The sequence below is a fragment of the Pantoea sp. SIMBA_079 genome, assembly GCF_046940275.1.
GTDB lineage: Bacteria > Pseudomonadota > Gammaproteobacteria > Enterobacterales > Enterobacteriaceae > Pantoea > Pantoea borealis.
This window is the reverse complement of record NZ_JAWRYR010000072.1, coordinates 1-378: the sequence shown is the minus strand read 5'-3', so window position 1 is coordinate 378 and position 378 is coordinate 1. Positions and strand designations below refer to the sequence as shown.

At 68.0% G+C, this 378-nt stretch carries 2 pseudogenes; both read right to left on the bottom strand.

From position 1 onward, the window contains the following. Nucleotides 1-212 (bottom strand): annotated as a pseudogene (locus SB719_RS19145) (hypothetical protein); the annotation flags it as partial. Then, nucleotides 209-378, bottom strand: a pseudogene (pyrB, locus tag SB719_RS19140) (aspartate carbamoyltransferase catalytic subunit); the annotation flags it as partial. The pseudogenes SB719_RS19145 and pyrB, both read right to left, overlap by 4 nt.

The window sequence follows — 378 nt, the reverse complement described above, 5'->3', positions numbered from 1 at the left end:
CGGCTGTAACCCGGCTCGCGCAGGGACACGCCCAGGTCGACCAGGCCGGGCGCAGCGACCAGGCCATCAGCCTGGATCGTGCGGCTGGCGCTGAAACCGGCCGGTGCGGCACCGATGGCGGCAATGCGGCCGCCGTCCAGGTGCAGGTCGGTGACCTGGTCCAGGCCGCTGTTGGGGTCGATGACCCGGGCGCCGAGAATACTGATGGTCACTGGGCGTTCTCCTGGTCGAATTGACGTTGCGCGTTCTGCCCGCTCATGGCCATGGACAGCACGGCCATGCGCACGGCGATACCGTAGGTGACCTGGTTGAGGATCACCGAGTGCTTGCCGTCGGCAACCGCCGACTCGATTTCCACGCCACGGTTGATCGGGCCCG